15 protein-coding genes are annotated in these 15,356 nt (G+C 64.4%); 7 read left to right on the top strand and 8 right to left on the bottom strand.

The window, feature by feature from the left end; genetic code table 11:
* Nucleotides 1-12 precede the first annotated feature (12 nt).
* The 3 genes from CGU35_RS14960 to CGU35_RS14970 are packed head-to-tail and all read left to right on the top strand — an operon-like array spanning nt 13 to nt 2,619.
* Complete coding sequence (locus CGU35_RS14960) at nt 13-861, top strand: SMP-30/gluconolactonase/LRE family protein (protein WP_100812318.1); 849 nt, start codon at nt 13-15, stop codon at nt 859-861.
* A gap of 33 nt (nt 862-894) precedes the next feature.
* A complete protein-coding gene (locus CGU35_RS14965) occupies nt 895-2,241 on the top strand; it encodes an acyclic terpene utilization AtuA family protein (protein ID WP_100812319.1) in 1,347 nt (448 codons plus the stop codon).
* Between the two features lie 9 nt (nt 2,242-2,250).
* Nucleotides 2,251-2,619 carry an AtuA-related protein gene (locus CGU35_RS14970; RefSeq protein WP_100812320.1) on the top strand — a complete coding sequence of 123 codons (369 nt, stop codon included), beginning with the start codon at nt 2,251-2,253 and terminating at the stop codon, nt 2,617-2,619.
* A 330-nt stretch (nt 2,620-2,949) separates the two neighbouring features.
* On the opposite strand, the gene CGU35_RS14975 is transcribed toward CGU35_RS14970, so the two are convergent.
* The 4 genes from CGU35_RS14975 to CGU35_RS14990 form a co-directional block, all read right to left on the bottom strand.
* Nucleotides 2,950-4,191 (bottom strand): IS256 family transposase, encoded by a 1,242-nt coding sequence (locus CGU35_RS14975; protein WP_100809640.1) that lies wholly within the window; start codon nt 4,189-4,191, stop codon nt 2,950-2,952.
* Between the two features lie 174 nt (nt 4,192-4,365).
* Nucleotides 4,366-5,154 (bottom strand): alpha/beta fold hydrolase, encoded by a 789-nt coding sequence (locus CGU35_RS14980; RefSeq protein ID WP_100812321.1) that lies wholly within the window; start codon nt 5,152-5,154, stop codon nt 4,366-4,368.
* A gap of 2 nt (nt 5,155-5,156) precedes the next feature.
* Entirely contained in the window at nt 5,157-5,822 is a 666-nt protein-coding gene (locus CGU35_RS14985; protein ID WP_269800334.1) for a YbfB/YjiJ family MFS transporter, read from the bottom strand.
* A protein-coding gene (locus CGU35_RS14990; protein WP_100809984.1) for an IS3 family transposase occupies nt 5,710-6,947 on the bottom strand; the annotation gives its coding sequence in 2 pieces (ribosomal slippage) (nt 5,710-6,662 and nt 6,662-6,947; 1,239 coding nt in all). The genes CGU35_RS14985 and CGU35_RS14990 overlap by 113 nt, the downstream gene beginning before the upstream one ends.
* 893 nt (nt 6,948-7,840) lie before the next feature.
* On the opposite strand from CGU35_RS14990, the gene CGU35_RS18255 reads away from it, so the two are divergent.
* On the top strand, nt 7,841-8,452 hold the full coding sequence (locus tag CGU35_RS18255; protein ID WP_157814013.1) for a TetR/AcrR family transcriptional regulator: 612 nt from the start codon (nt 7,841-7,843) through the stop codon (nt 8,450-8,452).
* Nucleotides 8,453-8,943: 491 nt separating this feature from the next.
* On the opposite strand, the gene CGU35_RS18860 is transcribed toward CGU35_RS18255, so the two are convergent.
* Genes CGU35_RS18860 through CGU35_RS15005 form a run of 3 tightly spaced genes read right to left on the bottom strand, consistent with a single transcriptional unit; the run spans nt 8,944 to nt 12,697 of the window.
* Nucleotides 8,944-9,246: a hypothetical protein gene (locus tag CGU35_RS18860; protein ID WP_442923070.1), complete on the bottom strand. Its 303-nt coding sequence runs from the start codon at nt 9,244-9,246 to the stop codon at nt 8,944-8,946.
* The gene (locus CGU35_RS15000) at nt 9,247-10,518 is read right to left on the bottom strand and encodes a dihydrolipoamide acetyltransferase family protein (protein ID WP_100812323.1); all 1,272 of its coding nucleotides are present in this window, start codon (nt 10,516-10,518) and stop codon (nt 9,247-9,249) included.
* A gap of 1 nt (nt 10,519) precedes the next feature.
* A complete protein-coding gene (locus tag CGU35_RS15005; protein WP_100812324.1) occupies nt 10,520-12,697 on the bottom strand; it encodes an alpha-ketoacid dehydrogenase subunit alpha/beta in 2,178 nt (725 codons plus the stop codon).
* A gap of 160 nt (nt 12,698-12,857) precedes the next feature.
* Between CGU35_RS15005 and CGU35_RS15010 the strand changes: the two genes are divergently transcribed.
* Genes CGU35_RS15010 through CGU35_RS18750 form a run of 3 tightly spaced genes read left to right on the top strand, consistent with a single transcriptional unit; the run spans nt 12,858 to nt 14,072 of the window.
* On the top strand, nt 12,858-13,391 hold the full coding sequence (locus tag CGU35_RS15010) for a VOC family protein (RefSeq protein WP_100812426.1): 534 nt from the start codon (nt 12,858-12,860) through the stop codon (nt 13,389-13,391).
* A gap of 13 nt (nt 13,392-13,404) precedes the next feature.
* Nucleotides 13,405-13,902: a GntR family transcriptional regulator gene (locus tag CGU35_RS15015; protein WP_269800330.1), complete on the top strand. Its 498-nt coding sequence runs from the start codon at nt 13,405-13,407 to the stop codon at nt 13,900-13,902.
* On the top strand, nt 13,899-14,072 hold the full coding sequence (locus CGU35_RS18750; protein ID WP_269800331.1) for an FCD domain-containing protein: 174 nt from the start codon (nt 13,899-13,901) through the stop codon (nt 14,070-14,072). Before CGU35_RS15015 ends, CGU35_RS18750 begins: the two co-directional genes overlap by 4 nt.
* A 624-nt stretch (nt 14,073-14,696) precedes the next feature.
* Here CGU35_RS18750 and CGU35_RS15020 read toward each other — a convergent pair.
* Nucleotides 14,697-15,020 (bottom strand): ArsR/SmtB family transcription factor, encoded by a 324-nt coding sequence (locus tag CGU35_RS15020; RefSeq protein WP_100813230.1) that lies wholly within the window; start codon nt 15,018-15,020, stop codon nt 14,697-14,699.
* Nucleotides 15,021-15,356: the final 336 nt, after the last annotated feature.

The raw sequence follows: 15,356 nt of genomic DNA on the forward strand, positions 1-15,356 counted from the left end.
CAAGGAAGTCATATGCACACCTGGAAATTGGATGACCACGGTTCGGACGCCGGATACGCAGAGGGACCAGTGCTCCTGGAGGATGGCGGCCTGTTGACCGTGGCAATCGACCGCGGCGAGATCCTCGAGTGGCGTGATGGCACCGCGACGGTCATCGCGGTGCCTGCGGGCGGGCCCAACGGTCTCGCCCGCGATCGCAGCGGTCGCCTGTTCGTCGCGCAGAACGGCGGCCAGCATCCCGGCGTCCCGACGCCTGGCGTGACCGGGGGTGTGCAGACGGTCGTGAATGGCAGCGTCGATTGGCTGAGCACCGAGCCCACCTCGCCCAACGATCTGGCGTTCGGCCCGGACGGACTGCTGTACGTCACAGATCCCACACGCAAGCCCGAACGTGACGAGGGGCGAATCTGGCGCATCCAACCAGATTCCGGTGAGGCCGAACTACTGCTCACCGTCGACTGGTACCCGAACGGCATCGGGTTCTCGGATCGAGACGACCTGCTCTGGCTCGCGGACACCAGACACGGACGCATCGTCACATTCCGCCTCGACGAGCACGGACTCGGCGACGAGCGCACCTGGGCCATGACGGGCGACGCGCTCCCCGATGGATTCGCCTTCGACACCGACGGCAACCTGCACGTGTGCTGCGTCGGGCTCGGTCAGGTCGAGTCCGCCGTCATCGTATTCAACGCGGATGGAACGCAGATCGCCAGGGCCGAGCTGCCCGCATCGTCCCGTTTCATCACCAACCTCGCGATCGACCAAGCCGGCAGGACGTGGGTGACCGACTCCGACCGACAGCGAATCCTCGTCGGCCACTGGGGCGTCTCCGGCCTTCCCCTGCACCCCTTCCGCTGAGACCCTCGCATCAAAAAAGGAGAAAGGCACATCATGACTGTTCGAATCGGTTGCGCCACGGGCTGGTCCCGTGACCAATTCCACCCGGGCCGCGAGCTGCTCGACAAGGGAGACCTCGATTATCTCTTTTTCGACTCTATGTCGGAGCTGACCATGAGTGCGGCTCAGGTCGCACGCGCGGCCGACTCATCGCTCCCCGAGTACGACCCGTATCTCGTCCCACGGCTCGGCCCTCTTCTGAAGATGAGCCTCGAGCGAGGCACACGTCTGCTCACCAACTCGGGCTGGCTCGATCCGGAGGGTGCGGCCGAGGCGCTCGCCGCCGAAGCGCGGCGCCAGGGCCTCATCGGGTTCACGATCGCTTACATCACTGGCGGTGACCTTCGCGAACGCTTGGCGGAGACGGATCTGACGTCCTTCGAGACCGGTCAGCGGTTCGCGGAGATCGCCGACCGCGTGGTCTCCGCCGAGGCCTACCTCGGCGCACAGCTCATCGCCGAAGCGCTGCGGGAGGGCGCACACGTGGTGCTGACGCCCCGCGTCACCGACGCCAGCCTTGTGCTCGGGCCGCTCCTCAACGAGTACGGGTGGGCGGAGGACGATTGGGAGCATCTCGGATGGGGCATCGGCATCGGCCACCTTATCGAGTGCGGCGGTCAGGTGTGCGGCGGTTACTACGCCGATCCCGGATACAAGGAGGTCCCCGACCTCGCCGATCTCGGGTATCCCATCGCTGAGATCGACGAGGACTCGGCGATCATCACCAAGCTCAAGGGGACCGGAGGTCTCGTCTCCGTGGGAACGGCTCGCGAACAGCTGCTTTACGAGGTCAACGACCCCTCGAACTACTTCAATCCCGATGTGACATGTGACCTCAGCCAGCTCACGTTCCAGCAGGTGGGACGCGACAGGGTCAAGGTGGCGGGCGGGACCGGGCGAGCCAAGCCCGAACAGCTCAAGGTGCTCGTGGGAGTGCAGGAGGGCTATATGGCAGAGGAGATGATGTCCTTCGCGGGACCGGGGGCCTATGAGCGCGCCGAACTAGCCAAGGACATCGTGCGTACGCGGCTTGCCCGCGAAGGGGTCGATCTGGCCCGGGTGCGCTTCGACTACATTGGCCTCAACTCAGTCCACCGCGAGGCGACCCCCGAGGTGCAGCCCGACCTGTACGAGTACATCGTTCGAATCGCGATCAGCTCGCCCGATCGATCCGAAGTCGACAAGCTTCGCTACGAAGTCGACCCGATGGCGACGTCGGGCCCGGCGGCGACCGGCAAATGGGGACCCATGGGCACCCGGGTTCGCCCAGTCGTCGGACTGCACTCGGCTTACATCGACCGCGACCTCGTCCCCTCCACCCTCCACACGATCACCGTCTAGGAGACCATAATGAAGACCGTCACACTCCGTGAAGTCGCACAATCTCGTGCAGGCGAGAAGGGCGACGACGTCCAACTCTCGGTGATTGCCTACCGGGACGAGGACTACGCGCTCATCCGTGACCAGATCACCGCAGACGTCGTCGCGAGGCGATTCGGGAAGATCCTCATCGGCGGGATCGACCGTTACGAAGTACCCGGGATCGCCGCGATCAATTTCGTCCTTCACAACGTCCTCGGCGGGGGGCGGTCCCGGACGATCGCCTTCGAGGAGTCAGGGAAATCGCTCTCCTCCGTCGCCCTGCAGATTCCGATCGAGGTCCCTGACGACTACATCGGGCGTGCGGAGCGCGTGCGTCAGGGAGAGCCAGCCATATAGACGTCGCCTGCGTGCTCCGCGGATCGGGTGGCTTCGCGGAGCATGCAGAGCGTGGAATCATCCGGTCGGCGGGTGCCGCAAGGATCCGGGGGCGAGAGCGCAGCGACGCACCCCACACCACTCCCCTCTGTGTTGCGTTGGCCGGATGAGTCCATCGTGACTGCCCCTATCAAGTGGCAAAAGTCGTCACGCTCTTCGACAGTTCTTGCGCGCGCCCCGGGATCTCTACTTGTGCGTTGCGGTGCTCGATGCTTTAACGATCGAACTAAAGCCGCCGGTCAAGTCCTGGGACGTGGTGTATCGGTGATCGTGTGATCCCTCGTGTCGAGGTCAGGCTGTGAGGGCCCGAAGGTCGGGTTCGATCACCTCCTCTGTGGTGGGTTCGCCGACGCGGCGTGCGGCGGCGAGGGCGTCGAGGCCGAGGTAGCGGCGTTGCTCGGCCCACTCGTCGTGTTGCTCGGCGAGGACGGCGCCGACGAGCCGGATGATCGCGTCGCGGTTCGGGAAGATGCCCACGACGTCGGTGCGGCGGCGGATCTCCCGGTTGAGGCGTTCGTTCGGATTGTTGGACCAGATCTGCCGCCAGATGCTCTTCGGGAACGCGGTGAACGCGAGGATCTCCTCACGTGCGGCCTCGAGGTGCTCGAACGACCTGGGGAGCTTGTGCTCGAGCGCGTCCAGGACGCGGTCGAACTGGGCGTGCACGGACTCCGCGTCGGGCTGGTCGAAAACCGTGCCCAGCAGGGTCTTCACCCATGGCCACGAGGACTTTGGGGTCACGCTCATCAGGTTCGCCGCGTAGTGGGTTCTGCACCTCTGCCAGGACCCGCCGACGGTCGCGCCGATCGCTGCGACCAGACCTGCGTGTGCGTCGGACGTGACGAGCTTCACGCCGGTCAGGCCTCTCGCGACGAGGTCGCGCCAGAACGTCAGCCAGCCGGCGCCGTCTTCGGTCGAGTTGACTTGCAGACCGAGGATCTCGCGGTAGCCGTCGGCGTTCACGCCGGTCGCGACCAGCACCGCGACCTTCACGACCCGGCCGCCCTCGCGGACCTTCATGGTGAGCGCGTCGGCGGCGACGAACGAGTACGGGCCGGCGTCCAACGGCCGGGTGCGGAACGCGGTCACCTGCTCGTCAAGGTCGCGCGCCATCTCCGACACCTGCGACTTCGACAGCCCGGTGATCCCGAGGGTCTTCACCAGGTCATCCATCCGACGGGTGGACACGCCGAGGAGGTAGCTGGTCGCGACCACGGTGGTCAGTGCGGCCTCCGCGCGGCGGCGGCGTTCCAGCAGCCACTCCGGGAAGTAGGTGCCCTGCCGGAGCTTGGGGATCTTCACGTCGATGGTCCCGGCGCGGGTGTCGAAGTCGCGGTGGCGGTAACCGTTGCGACGGTTCACCCTGTCGTCGCTGATCGTGCCGTAAGCGGCGCCGCAGATCTGGTCCGCGTCCGCGGATAGCAGCTGGTTGATGAACGTGCCGAGCATCTCCCGCAGCAGATCGGGAGACGCCTGCGCGAGGTGGTCTTCGAGGAAGCGGGCAGGGTCGATATCGTGGGGTGAGACGGTCATCGTCGGGGTCCTTTCGAGATGGATGTGAAGAGTTCTCTCGAAGGATCACGCGGTGACCGTCGCTACGTCCGCAGCGACACGGTCACCCGATCCGTACACCACCTTGCCGGACGCCACCAAGCCGCCGCACGACCGATCGAGAGCTGGGGATACGGTCCCAGTCTCAGCTTGCGCCTAGTGCACCTCGAAGATGGATCGTGCGAACGCGTCTACAGATCTGTTGAACTCATCAGGCTTCTCCCAATAACTGGAGTGTCCGGTCTGCGGGATGACGGTGAGCTGGGATCCCGGCACGTGGCTTGCGAGAATACCCATTATCTGCGGGGGTGACAGTAGATCCTCGTCTCCGGCGATGAACAGAGTCGGAATGCCGATCTGCGCGAGCCCTGCTGCCGTGTTCCGATGCTCGAAGGTGTAACTGCTGGGCGGCGTCTGGCGGGCTGCAAGGTGGACTTGCAACCAATCTTGAACCCCCAGAGGTGTTGTCGCTCGGTAGGTAGCCGATAGTTCAAGGACATGCCCTGGCAGTTCCAATATTTCCGGGGACCAAGTCGTACCCAGCAACGCCTGATACCTCGGGTCGGCGAGCCCCCCCATGCTGTTCGCGACAACGAGGCCGGCTAGCTCCTGCGGGTTCCGCGTGGCGTGTTCAAGCGCTACGAAGCCCCCCATCGCGGCGGCAACGATGATGTGCTTCCCAACCCCCAGTTCGAGAGTGAGTGAAGCAAGGTCCGACACCAGATCCGCTGCGTCAACGATGTGGGATGCAGCGGGGGAGTTGCGGCTACCGCGCTGGTCGTACACCACGCAACGGTACCCGGCCTCGGTGAAGTACGGCAGCTGGCCACGCCACCCTTCTGATGAGCCAGTAGCTGCGTGGACGAACACGAGCGCACCGCGCTGCTTTCCACGAGCGAGGTGGTCTTCGAACCAGAGGCTTGCGTTGTGAACGTCAAGGTACATAGTTATTCGCTGATTTCAGGAATGGCGGTACTAGAGTTTGCTCGCCCGTGCGGGTATCGGATCCGAACCAATCCGGCGAACAAGGCTGAGGCGATCACCAGCCCGGCCCCGACAAGAAGTGCCGTCTGGTATCCGTCCCCGAGCGTAGGGGCAACGATCAATGGTCCGAGCATCTGACCCACCCCATAGATTGCGGTGAGTATTGCGACGGCTCGAGGGCTGCCCAGATGTCGCCCTGCTGCGAGCACGAGGGTGGTGATCCCGACGAACGTGCCCCCAAACGTCACGGCAGAGATCAGGGCAGCGACGACATTGTCGGTGAACGCGAGCAACGCGATGCCAACTGCTTGGATGACCAACGCCACGGTAATGAGGGTAGGTCTGGAGGTTCGAGTACTGAGGGACATCCAGATCGCACAGGATGGGACCGCGGCGATTCCGACGATGGTCCATACTCCGCTTGCGAGCCAGTTCGGTTGCGTCGCGGCGATCGCGGCGACCAGGAAAGTGCCCGACACAATGTATCCGGCACCTGAATCGGCCTGACTTTCGTTCCTATCGGGAGCCTTGTCCAGCAGGTGCCGGATTGGCTGATTCCAGGTCAGCGTAGTACGCGTCTTCGACCTCGATCGGGGTGCGCATGTCGAGCTCGCCGTGGAGGCGCTGATTGTTCCACCACCACACGTACTCAAGGGTTGCTAGCTCGACCTGCTCGACGGTTCGCCAGGGGCCGCGCTGACGGATCAGCTCGGTCTTGTAGAGACCGTTGACCGCCTCCGCGAGGGCGTTGTCGAACGAGTCGCCGACGGTCCCGGTGGAGGGTTTCGCGCCGAGTTCCTCGATCCGATCGGTGTAGACCACGGCGAGGTAGTTCGATCCGTGATCGGCGTGATGAACCAGGCCGTCGAGGCGTCCGCCGGCGTCCCAGGCGGCCATATCGAGCGCCCGTAGTGGCAGGATGTCGGACTTGAGCGTGGCTGCGACGTTCCAGCCCACGATGCGACGCGAATAGACATCGGTGACGAACGCGACATACGCGAACCCGGACCATGTTGCGACGTATGTCACGTCAGCGACCCAGAGGCGGCGCGGGCCGGGGGCAGTGAACCGGCGTTGCACGAGATCCTTCGGCTTCTCCGCTGCCGGGTCGGACTTCGTCGTGAACATCCGCTTGGACCGCTTCACGCCCTCCACCCCGGCGAGCCGCATGAGCCGTTCGGTCTGATCGCGACCGATCTCCCACCCTTGCCGCCGCATGAGTGCGTGCATCTTCCGGCGTCCGTAGACGCCGTAGTTCTCCGCATGTAGGCGAGCGACCTCCGGCACCAGCAGGTCGTCGCGCAGCTGCCTCGCTGACGCCGCACGGCTGACAGCGGCGCGGTAGCCGCGCGCGGTGAGGAAGCCCTGGACTGCCGGTTTGAGGACCCGGCAGATGAGCTCGACCCCGAAACGATCCCTGTGTTCATCGATGAACCGGACCATCTCGGTCAGGGGCGGTCGAGCTCCTTCGCGAAAAACACGCTCGCAGCCTTGAGGATCTCGTTGGCCTTGCGCAGTTCGGCGTTCTCCTTCTGCAGCCGCTTGATCTCCACCGCCGCGTCCGTCGTCAGCCCGGGCTTGACACCGGCGTCGACCTCGGCCCGGCGCTGCCACAGTCGCAACGTCTCCGGGCTCATCCCCAGCAGCCCAGCCACATGCCTAACCGCGCTCATCATCGTCGGGTGCGACGGCCGCGTCTCCGCGAGCATCCGCAACGCCCGCTCACGCATCTCCGGCGAATACTTCCTGTTCATCGTGTTCCATCCTTGCTTGAAGAACGGAACGAAAGTCAGGCCGATTCACTCCTTTGAGTTAATTAATGTTTGATTAAGGAATACCACGCACACTTTAGTTTGTCGAGCGCGATTTGACAACCGGCTCACATGAAACGTTTATCTTGTTCGAATCACGTTGCCCAGCGCGCATAGACCCGGGCTGACTTCTGGGCTGGCGCCGCAGATCGAACCGGCGGGCTTCCTTCGCGTGTCGCTGAACGACACACCCGACAGCGAATCACTGGTGGCGCTGGCGGCTCCAGGTTCGGCGGCTCAATCGATGAATTTTGTGGCCGGCATTATCCCGACGGACGGACATTTCCGTGACCGGCGGCGATGTGAAACTTGATGGCCTGTCGGTCGAGCGGGCAGTTCTCGTGGTCGACTCAGGGGCTGAGGCCAAAGCGGGGCTGCGTTTCGTGACTCGATTGTCGAGTTGCGCAGGCGCGCCGATCTCCGTGTCGTCTGGGCGCGCTAGGTCCGAGGTGGCGAGCGCGCAGTGGAATCCTTCGCGAAGTTGCTCGGCTGGCTTGACCGTACGTGACGGCGGCGCCGCTGTGTGAGCCGCAAAGAGAGCGTTGGGATGGGTCGGTTCTGATGGCGGTCTACCGTGAGGCGTCGTTGACGCTTCGGCGGGATAGTCGGGTCGCCGGTACCTTTCTGCCAGTGGTCTTGCTCCTAGATTCATTCAACCGAATGCGGTGTCCTGGGGGTGCTTGTAGCCTTCGACTGATCGCTCTGCGAACACAGCCAGAGAGTCCCTCCGGGTCGTCCGTGATGCTGCGACTGTTGGGGGCTTCCAGCGCCGGGCGACTATCACAGTGATCGGCGCGATCCGGAGATGTAGGTCGGTTCCGTGAAAGACTTCACGCATGTCAAGACCGCGTAGACAGGAAGCCCGCCGTGCAGAGCTTGTGGAGATCGTCGCCAAGCTGCTTGTTTCGGAAGGGTCGACCGGCGCCCGGATCGTCGACGTAGCTCGCGCCGCGAGTATTACGCCAGCAAGCGTCTTGTACTACTATCCGTCGATTTTCGATCTTTATTCGGCTGCGTACTCGGTGGTGACTGAGCAGTTCGTGAAGGACCGACGCCTTCTGGTAAAACGGAAGGACTCAGCGACTGCTCAGCTGGTTAAGTGCATTCAGCTCGGCGTGCCGACCCCCGGAACTGCGTCGTATTCTGCTGCGGTTCTGCTTGGTGAGTTGTCGAGTCTCGCGAACCATCGGGCTGAAGTACGCGAGTCCGCGCAACAGTTCGAAACCGATCAAGTCGAGCTCTTCGCTGAAATACTCGAGAGCGGCGTCGTCTCCGGGGACTTCTCTCCAGCGCTCGAGTTGCAAAGCTGTGCGCGACTGTTGCTCGCAGCCGAGGACGGGTTGGCAACTTCGGTGTTGGCGGGCCGGACAACCGCCGAGACCTCGACAGACCTGCTGGTTCGCAATGCCAGCCTCCTCGTCGGACAACAGTTGGATGTGAGGGAGTAACTTAGCGGCTCCTGGAACCATCCGGCGACGGCCTCGGCCCGGCGGAGGACCGAACATCGCAGGCACGATCGGTGAGGCCCACCAATCATCACTCTGGTTGGAAACCGATGCAGCTTTGTAGCCAATGGGCTGCACGGTCATGGCTAATTTGGCTTTTGTGAGTAAGAGCGACGCAGCAGGGTAGCGATCCCGATCACGACCTCCAGACCGCCACGAGGGGAAACCCGACCTGCGGCAGGAACGTCGTCGAAAGGCCGCCTTCGGGGACATCCGTCGTCTGGAGGAATTCACTGAGGAACTCCTTCTTCTGACCCGGCCCCACGCGAGCTGTGCCGAGAACCAGGTGTACATGCCCGCCCAGGCGATGATGACCGCGTAATAGCCGGCGATCACCAGGTAGATCAGCGCCTGCCACCATCCGAGCGGCTCGGCCGTCGGCGCACGCGGCCCGACGCGAGGAGCGCGGATCCGCGGAAGCGATGCCCGATCGCCTAGTCCATGAACAACAGTGGGATGCCCGCCGTCAGCAGCGCGCAAAGATGGGCGATGAGGAATGCACCACCGCCTCCCCCATACGCGACGTACGGGACCCGCCAGATGATCCCGGGGCCTACGGCGGAACCGATCACCGAAAGGATGAACACGTTCCGCGGTCTTGCGCTTGTGGGCCTGCGTCGTTGCGGTCGCCACCCCGCGACCCTACCCGGGCCCGAAGGAGATGTCAGCGAGCGCGATGCCGATGAGGTGCGGCACTCTGGGCTTCCTCCCCGTGGCTCCGTTCCACTCCGGCGCACCTAGGTGAGCATGGTGAGCGGGTTCTCGACGCGGCGTTGGAATGCCGCGAGCAACTCAGCGGCCACGGCCCCGTCGAGCACCCGATGATCGGCGGACAACGTGACCGTCATCACCGGAGCGATGATGACGTCCCCGTTCGCATCGACGACCGGCATCTTGCGGGATGCTCCGACGGCGAGGATGCCGGACTGGGGCGGGTTGAGAATGGCTGTGAACTGCGATGTGCCGTACATTCCGAGGTTCGAAACAGAGAAGCTTCCACCTTCGAGCTCGTGCTGTTTGAGCCGTCCGGTACGCGCCCGTTCGGCCAGGTCGGCCACGCTCGCGCTGACGGCGGAGAGCGACATGCGCTCGACGCCGCGCAGCACCGGCGTCGTCAGACCACCATCAGTGGCGACGGCGACCGAGATCTCGGCCGAGGAGAACTGGCGGATGCCCTCCTCATTCCAGATGGCGTTGGCGGACGGCACGTCCATGAGTGCACCGGCCACGGCCTTCAGCACGAAGTCGTTGACCGAGATCCTCCGCGGCGAGGTCGCGTTGATCTCGGCCCGCAGGGCGAGCAGCGCCTCGACACGGCAGTCTGCGACGAGGTAGAAGTGCGGCACCGTCGCCTTGCTCTCGGTGAGCCGACGGGCGATCGCCTTGCGCATTCGATCGAGCGGAACGAGGACGTAGTCCGCGGATTCCGTTTTCGAGTTGGCCGTGCGCGGCGGAGTACTCGAGGGGGCGGCCGGCGGCGCAACGGCCACAGCGGCACTCAGGTGCCTTTCGAGGTCGCGACGCACAATACGGCCGTTCGGTCCGGTGCCTGAGACTTCCGCGATCTCGATGCCCTGCTGAGCGGCCAGCCGGCGAACGAGTGGGCTCGCGAACAACCGGCCGCCGTCTGCCTGGACGGGACTCGCCGCAGCGCCCGCGGCTGGCACCGCGGGAGCGGGTGCAGGCGTAGCCACAGGTTCGGGAGCCGCCGGCGCGGCGACCTCCGCGCCGGCGGCGGCGAGGGCCCGCTCGATGGCGTCTACACCTTCGCCCAGGGCCGTCATGACCATGATCGGCTCGCCGACTGCGACGTTGTCGCCTTGGCGAACGAGCAGCCGGCCGATCGTGCCTTCGATCTCCGCGGAAAGTTCAACGGTCGCTTTGTCGGTCTCGATCTCGGCGAGCGCCTGGCCGACACCAACGGCGTCGCCCACAGCCACGAGCCAGGTCTGGATGGCTGCTTCTGTCGCGCCCGCCAGGACTTCGGGCATCCGAATGATCTCAGCCATGTCAGCGCCCGAATCCCGCGCGCACGGCCTCGAGGCCGGCGACCACTTCTTCTGTGCGGGCGATGGCGGCACGCTCCAGGACGCGGGAGATGCTCGGCGATGCCTCCTCGCCGGTGACCCGCGCAACGGGCTGGTCGAGCCAGTCGAAGTAGCGGCGCTGGATCTCGTCCGACAGCCATGCTCCGTACGAAGTACCTTGTGAGCCCTGTTCGACGATGAGGACGGCGTTGGTCTTCTTGATGCTCTCGCCGATCGTGGTCCAGTCGATCGACGCGCGATCGAGCCAGCGCAAATCGATCAGGTCCGCATCCACACCCGTCTGCTCGATCGCCTGCTTTGCATGAGCGACCATCGAGAGGTAGCTGATGACGGTGACTTCCGTGCCCTCGCGCAACAGGGCGGCCGTGCCCGGCGGGATCACGTAGTCGAGGTCGCCGGTCGGCACTTCATCGGCCGTTCCGTACAGGTCGACGTGCTCGATCACGAGCACGGGATCCTGTAGGGCGAGGGCGGCGTTCATCAGCCCGACGTAGTCCGCTGCGTTCGAGGGGGCGACGATACGCCACCCCGGGCTGGTCGCGAAGATTCCTGCAGGATCCATCAGGTGTTGCGAGCCGTAGCCGGAGCCCATGGCCACCTTCGTGCGCAGCACGAGCGGCACCGGATTGTCGCCGCCGAACATGTGGCGCGCCTTTCCGATCTGGTTGAACACCTGGTCCGCTGCGACCCACATGAAGTCGGGGTACATGAATTCGACAACCGGGCGGAAGCGGCCGTCGAGTGCGAGGCCACCGGCCAGGCCGATGAAGGCATTCTCGCTGATCGGCGTACCCAGTACGCGCTCGTCACCGTACTTCTTCGCGAGACCCTTGGTGGCGCCGTTGGTGCCGCCGTTGAGCCTGTGGACGTCTTCGCCCATGATCACTATGCGCGGGTCGACCTCCATGCGGCGATCCATGACCTGCGAGACGGCGTCGACGAGCTTGACCGCTCGCCGCGCCGGATCGTCGTCTAGCCCGGGGAGGCCGTCGAGCTCGCTGGCGTCTCCACGGACGCCGACGTTGACGAAGCTGGTCTCCGGCCACAGCTCTGGGCGGATGCGGCGTTTGCCGGGGGTGTCCGGGTCGGATTCAAGCAGACGATCGACTGATTCCGTCATCGCTTGCTGCACGCGGGCGCGCAGCGCGGCCACGCCCTCCGCGTCGATGAGGTCGCGTTCGATCATCTTGGAAGCGACCAGATCGAGGGGGTCTCGGGCACGCCACACTGCCTCCTCCTCCTTGGTGCGGTAGCCGAAGGCACTACCCGGGTACGGGCCGTTCTGGTGGAAGAAGCGGTACACCTCGGCCTCGATGATCGTGGGCCCCTCTCCCGCACGCATCCGCTCGGCCGCTTCCCGGGTCGCGAGGTAGACCGCGAGCGGGTCCATGCCATCGACGCGCCACGACGGAATACCGAAGCCCTGACCACGCACCGAGAACCGCGGGTCCGCCGTCGCCTCGCTGGCGTGCGTGGAGACCGCGTAAAGATTGTTCTCGACGAAGAAGCAGACCGGTAGCTTCCACGCCGCCGCCAGGTTCATCGATTCCAGCACGGAGCCGATCTGGGCGGCACCATCACCGAAGTAGTTGATCGTCAGATCGGTAGTGCCGCTGTGCTTCTGGGCCCAGGCGTTGCCTGCCGCCATCGGAGCGCCGCCGCCAACGATTGCGTTCGTGCCGAGCGCGCCCGCCTCGAACCACTGCAAGTGCATCGACCCACCTCGCCCGCGGCAATAGCCGCTGGCGAGACCGAGAATCTCCGAGAGGGTGCGGTCGAAGATCGTCTGAATGGCGGGAGTGATGGGCTGTGCCGGGTCGATGCCATCGGGGCTCACGTGCGTCAGCGCCTTCGCCAGGAACTGATGATGCCCGCGGTGAGATCCGTTGACCCCGTCCGTGGAGCGCAGACCGACGATGGAGCCGACGGCGCCGCCCTCCTGGCCGATGCTCGAATGCGCCGGCCCGTGAACGAGTCCCTCTCCCGCAAGCTCGAGCACCGTCTCCTCGAACGAGCGGATCAGATGCAGCTCGGCCAGCATCGTGCTCAGCAGAGTCGGATCGGCGGCATTCCAGTCCGCGGGCGTAGTGGTCAGTTCGAACCAGTCCGCGCCCGTCTGCAGTCGCTTCTTCTTCGGCATCCTCGCCACTTTCCCCTCGTGAGCGGTCACATTTCCGCCAAGTTGGATCCAACCCTCGCAGAGGATTTGATCCAATGCAACCCATATTCGCCACTTTGCCAACCAAACCTAGGCGTATCCTAGGGTTCTGGATACAATCCTCGGGGAGAGGATGCTGAACATGAAGCCCAAAGGAATACCCGGCGTACGCGGAACCGATCACATCGGATTCACGGTGCCTGACCTCGACGAGGCGCACGCCTTTCTCGTCGACGTCATCGGGTGCACGCAGATCTACGCGCTCGGTGCAAAGGAATCCGACAGCAACTGGATGCACACGCACCTGGGTGTTCATCCACGAACCGTCATCCGAGAGATTCGCTTCTACCGGCTGGGCAACGGCGCGAACTTCGAGGTCTTCCTGTACGAATCAGCGGATGGCCAAAACCCGCAGCCACGCAACAGCGATATCGGCGGCTATCACATCGCGCTCTACGTCGAGGATCTCGATGCCGCAGTCGAGTATCTCCGGGCGAATCAGGTCGAGGTCATGGGCGATCCGACCTCCAGTAAGCAGTCCGCAGAAGGACAGCGCTGGGTCTACTTTCGCAGTCCCTGGGGACTCCAGTTCGAACTGGTGAGCTTTCCCGAAGGCAAGGCATACGAGAATGGTGCCGACCAGTTGCTCTGGCATCCGGCGAACCCGGGACGCTGACGGAGGACGAAAGATGACACCCGCTGCAACGGCCCATGGGGCCACCGGCGCAAGGATCGCGGCGGGCCTTCGGCTGTCGATCCTTGACGGAGCATATGCCCCCGGGGAGCGGATCCGCCAGGACGAACTCGCTGAGAAGCACGGGGCGAGCAGGCTCCCCGTGCGGGAAGCACTGCGCATGCTCGAAGCGGAGGGGCTTGTCACACTCATCGCGAACACCGGCGCGTGGGTATCGAAACTGAGCGCCACCGATTGTGAGGAGATGTACCAGATGCGGGAGCGGCTCGAGCCGTTGCTGCTCCGACTGAACGTTCCACTCCTCACCGAGGAAGAGATCGATGACCTCGACTTCCTCGCCGACAGAATGGAGACCTCGAACGACGTCGAACGATTCCTCCGACTTGATCGCGAATTCCACCTTTCGTGTCTCGACGCCGCACCCACCACCGTCCTCGGAGACACGGTGAAGTCGCTGTGGAATCGCACCCAGCACTACCGCCGCGCGCGGTGACGAGGCTGTACTACTCGGACGGCGACCGCAGCGTCCACCACGATCACCACCTCATCGTCAGCGCAATGCGACGCCGCGACCCAGAGGAAGCCGAAAGGGCACTTGCCGGGCACATCCGCCGCAGTCGACTCGAGCTCCGTCGCCACCCCGAAGTCTTCACCGTCGACTGACGCGCGATTCAGCGACCAACAATGTGCGGCCGTGCTCTGGAGAGAATCTCCCGCACACTCACTCGCCGGTCAAGGCCATCCTCGCGGCAATGGCTTCCGCGATCACCAAAGCTCCAGGCACCTGCGCGGCGGGAACCTCTGGGATGTCGCACATCCGAGGCAGCGGGATCGGAGTGGGGAAGAGCATCTTCGTACTGGCAGTCTCATAGTCAGATCCCCAAGCCGCCGCATGGCGAAGGCGCAGCTGACTCACACTCAGACCCGTAGAAGGACACCATCAACGACCAGGAGGGCCGCATGGCATCGACCCGAGCGCGTGGCAATCGACGTGACTTGGCGCATGCGTAGCTACCCGACGGACGGTGTCGCGGTCGCGGTCGCTGCGACGACACGGTCTCACGTGGCTCAAGCCCGATGCCCCCGCAGGGTTGACGCTTGCGGCGGTTGTGTTTCGCCGATTGATCTCAATCGACCAGCACGTCCGCCGCCGCCGCCTTCGGATCCGAATCGACAAGCCCCCGATCGCCCCGCTTCGCACAACGCGGCGCTGTCCTGGCACGCTATCTCGTCGCGATCCCCAAGAGCGCCCAGATCTCCGGAAGGTGCGAACCGGCGAGCGGCCGCTCAGAACTCGCCGATCGCCATTCCCAACCGGAGGTAGAGGTCGGTGACGGCCTCGTCGTTCACGCGGTACTTGATCCAGATCCCTCTCCGGGACTGCCCCTCTACCGGGGGTGGGTCGGCGATGACGAGGCCGGCCGCTGCGAGCTCGTCGAGGATCGGCTTGATCGTCGACGCACCAAGTTCAAGTGCGTCGCAGATGGGGCCGGCGGTGACGTCCGGGTTCGATCGCAGGTATCGCAGGACCGCTGCTTTGACGAGGCTCCCGAGAAGCGCGATCGGCTCCTCGGAACCCTCGGAACCCGCTGGCTGAGCGATACGAGGCATGAGGTCCATTCTGCTGCACCGACCGTGCACACGTCCAGCAAACAATACGACTTAGGGGTTTACTCGAAGACAACACTGCTATACCGTGTGGTCATGGTCGGGTTGAGCAAGCCACAGGCACCGCGGTCGAACGCGGCGCTCGCAGCCTTGTCCCCCAAACTTCCTACAGACGACTCGCTCATTCACGGCCTAAAATTCGCTCACCCAACTCGGCTCTGTCGCGAGGTGTCCACACGCACGCATTTGTGCCGAGTTGTCCACAACCTTGGGTCGGTTCCTTTTCCGTGCTGCCCCCGGATGCGTAAGATGCCGCCACGGCGACCGTCGCGCGAGCCG

It is taken from the genome of Microbacterium sp. BR1, from assembly GCF_002812725.1.
Taxonomy (GTDB): Bacteria; Actinomycetota; Actinomycetes; order Actinomycetales; family Microbacteriaceae; genus Microbacterium.

Excerpts from the sequence above, each read along its gene's own strand:
- CGU35_RS14960 (WP_100812318.1), top strand. The coding sequence starts at position 13 with ATGCACACCTGGAAATTGGATGACCACGGTTCGGACGCCGGATACGCA.
- CGU35_RS14965 (WP_100812319.1), top strand. The coding sequence starts at position 895 with ATGACTGTTCGAATCGGTTGCGCCACGGGCTGGTCCCGTGACCAATTC.
- CGU35_RS14970 (WP_100812320.1), top strand. The coding sequence starts at position 2,251 with ATGAAGACCGTCACACTCCGTGAAGTCGCACAATCTCGTGCAGGCGAG.
- CGU35_RS14975 (WP_100809640.1), bottom strand. The coding sequence starts at position 4,191 with ATGACCGTCTCACCCCACGATATCGACCCTGCCCGCTTCCTCGAAGAC.
- CGU35_RS14980 (WP_100812321.1), bottom strand. The coding sequence starts at position 5,154 with ATGTACCTTGACGTTCACAACGCAAGCCTCTGGTTCGAAGACCACCTC.
- CGU35_RS18255 (WP_157814013.1), top strand. The coding sequence starts at position 7,841 with ATGTCAAGACCGCGTAGACAGGAAGCCCGCCGTGCAGAGCTTGTGGAG.
- CGU35_RS15000 (WP_100812323.1), bottom strand. The coding sequence starts at position 10,518 with ATGGCTGAGATCATTCGGATGCCCGAAGTCCTGGCGGGCGCGACAGAA.
- CGU35_RS15005 (WP_100812324.1), bottom strand. The coding sequence starts at position 12,697 with ATGCCGAAGAAGAAGCGACTGCAGACGGGCGCGGACTGGTTCGAACTG.
- CGU35_RS15010 (WP_100812426.1), top strand. The coding sequence starts at position 12,858 with ATGAAGCCCAAAGGAATACCCGGCGTACGCGGAACCGATCACATCGGA.
- CGU35_RS15015 (WP_269800330.1), top strand. The coding sequence starts at position 13,405 with ATGACACCCGCTGCAACGGCCCATGGGGCCACCGGCGCAAGGATCGCG.
- CGU35_RS15020 (WP_100813230.1), bottom strand. The coding sequence starts at position 15,020 with ATGCCTCGTATCGCTCAGCCAGCGGGTTCCGAGGGTTCCGAGGAGCCG.